This is a genomic window from Mitsuaria sp. TWR114 (assembly GCF_007997345.1).
This window is the reverse complement of record NZ_VOSR01000171.1, coordinates 1-2,624: the sequence shown is the minus strand read 5'-3', so window position 1 is coordinate 2,624 and position 2,624 is coordinate 1. Positions and strand designations below refer to the sequence as shown.

Genomic DNA, 2,624 nt, shown 5'->3' with positions numbered 1-2,624 from the left:
GTAGCGCAGCTCGTAGCCGTTGGCGGGGTTGCCGTCGGTGTCGAGCTCGACGGTGACGCTCACGTTCGCCTCGGTCTTGCCGCCCAGCACCGGGCGGGGACGCACCGTGCTGCCGATGTCGATGACGCTGTCCGGCGCGCTGGCGTCGACCGTGACCGCCAGGAGCGCTGACGTGAAGCCGCTCGCGACCGCGCCGAAGCGATGTGTGCCATCCGCGAGCGCGGCGCCTGCGAGCGTGTATTGCCAGCGGCCGGTGCTGTCCGCCACCACCGTGCCCAGCGCCTCGCCCGCCTCGAGCAGGCCGTTGTCGTCGGCATCGCGGAACAGCGTCACCGTCGCCGCGGCCGCGGCGAAGCCGGCGAGTGTCAGCGGCGAGGCCGCGCTGCCGTTGGCGAAGGTGAGTTCGTCATGGGCCGACGCGCCGGTGTCGCTGCCGCGGCCGAGCTGCACGACCGGCGTGCCGATCGGCTTCACGTCCAGCGTCGCCAGCGTGGGGACGATGCTGACGTTGCCGGCGCGGTCCGTCGCGGTGATCTCCACCTGACGCACGCCCGGCACCTGGCCGATGCCGCATTTGTAGGCCAGACGCTCAAGCAGCGTCTGCGTGACGTTCTCGGTCAGCGTCATGTTCGGCGTGATGGTCACGACCACCGTGCCGTCGCCGGGACGCGTGTAGACCATGTCCATCAGCAGGCCCGGGAACCAGCCCACCGCCGAGTGGCTGAATGGCTGCCCGAGGTTGTCCATGAAGAGGAGCTGGTCCGGCTTGTCCAGGTCGTAGAAGCCGAAGATCTCCGTGTCGTTGCGCAGGTTCGGCGGGTAGTTGTTGGTGGGCGCGAGCGCGCCGGCGACCGCGCTGGTGAACTTGAGCTGCAGCTGGACGACGCCGCTGCTCTCGGTGACCTGGCTCCGGGTCGGCAGGCCGAGCGTGACGCCGATGGGCACGCCCGACACGGCCGTCAGGCTGGCATCGAGCCCCGGCGCCGCGCCGTTGAGGTCCAGGACCGGCGGCGTGGTGTCCAGCAACAGGACGCTGGTGGCCGAGCCGGTCCGGCCGAGGTGATCGGTGACCGTGACCTTGAACTGCCGGGGGCCTTCCTGCGGCTGCGCGGCGACGCTGCCCAGCGTCAGCGATTCGAGCAGCGCCTGCGTCTGGGCCGCGCTGGCCCAACTGCCGTCCTCGAGGCGGAACACGAAGCGGTCGGCCGCGCGGTTCGCGTGCCACGCGGTGCTGGCCACGGTGAAGGAGGTGGCGGCCTGATCGAGCGCCGTTACCGTGCCGCCCTCCCGGCTGCCCAGGACGTCGTCCCGGCTCGCGCCGGCGCCGCCGGCGTCGATCGTCACCTGCTGGAAGCGCGCGTCGGGATTGGCGTGTCGCAGGCCGGCGCCGTCCGGCAGCAGGGCACGCGGCGCGGTCAGCGTGCGGAAGACGATGTCGGCGTCCAGGCCGGGCCGGGCGCCATTGAAGTCCAGCGTGGGGACGCGGGTGTCCACCATCACCGACACCTGCGCGTCGGCACTGACGTTGCCCGCCACGTCGAGCAGGCTCAGGGTGACGGTCCGTTCGCCGTCGCGCGGCCGGGTCTGGAGGTTGTTCAGGCGGATCGCGTTGGTCAGCGCGGCGGCGTCGGAGCCGGTCAGCGCGCTGCCGTCGGCGCGCCAGATCGCCAGCGACGCGGTGGCCGCGTCGTAGCGGTAGGCCAGGCCGTCCAGGCCGCCGATGCGCACGCCCTGCGCCTGGCCGTCGCGGCTCAGGTCCAGGTCGCGGTCCAGGCGGAGGCGGTCGTTGAGCGGATCGAAGCCATTGCCGCCCAGGCGCAGGCGCAATTCATGGAGGTCTTGCGGGGTCAGGGCGGCTTCGGTGGCGGTGAGCGCGACACCGGTGGCGATCGTGGCGCGGTCGACGATGCGGTGCAGCGCCGACTGCGGGCCGGGCTGCGACGAGAGGTCCAGGTCGTCGGCGTGGGTGTAGAGGGCCAGGCGCAGCGCGCTGAGCCCGCTGCTGCCGTGGGCATTGGCCTGCCGCGCCAGCACCGTGTGCAGGCCGTCGCGGGTGAACAGCGCCGCGTCCACGCTGTTGCCCTGCCCGTCGTGCCAGGTCTGGCCGAGGTCCAGGCTGAACTGCCAGTGCGCGTCGGGCGCCAGCCCGGACACGATCACCCGCGCGTCGCGGGTGCGGTGGTCCACGGCGGACATCCCGGAGTCCTGCGCCAGCGCGAGCCGAACAGGCCCCGGGCGCTGGGCGGGATCCGGCTCGAACGGGTCGATGGGCGGGGTCGGATCCCCGCCCGGCTGAGCGGGCTCGGAGGGGCCTCCGGGGCGGGTGGGATCCTCCGGCAGCGGCGGTTCAGCCGGGCGAGACGGGTCCTCGGGGTGGCCCGTGTCCCCCGGACGAGTGGGCTTCCCGGGCTGCGAAGGATCCTCCGGATGGGAGGGATCCCCAGGCTGCGAGGGGTTCGTCGGGTCGGTGGGATCCGTAGGCCGGGTCGGGTCCGTCGGGCCAGCGGGATCGGCCGGATTGCCTGGATTGCCAGCATCGCCAGAGTTGCCGGAGCCGCCGGAGCTGCCGGAGCCGCCGGAGTTGCCGGAGCTGCCGGAGCTGCCGGAGTTGCCGGAGTTGCCGG

The 2,624-nt window shown here is 73.0% G+C and carries 1 protein-coding gene; it reads right to left on the bottom strand.

Translation table 11 applies throughout. From position 1 onward, the window contains the following. Positions 1 to 2,196 (bottom strand): Ig-like domain-containing protein (locus tag FUT87_RS08050; protein WP_147240694.1); only part of this gene is annotated, 2,196 nt, incomplete at its 3' end. Between the last annotated feature and the right edge of the window lie 428 nt (positions 2,197 to 2,624).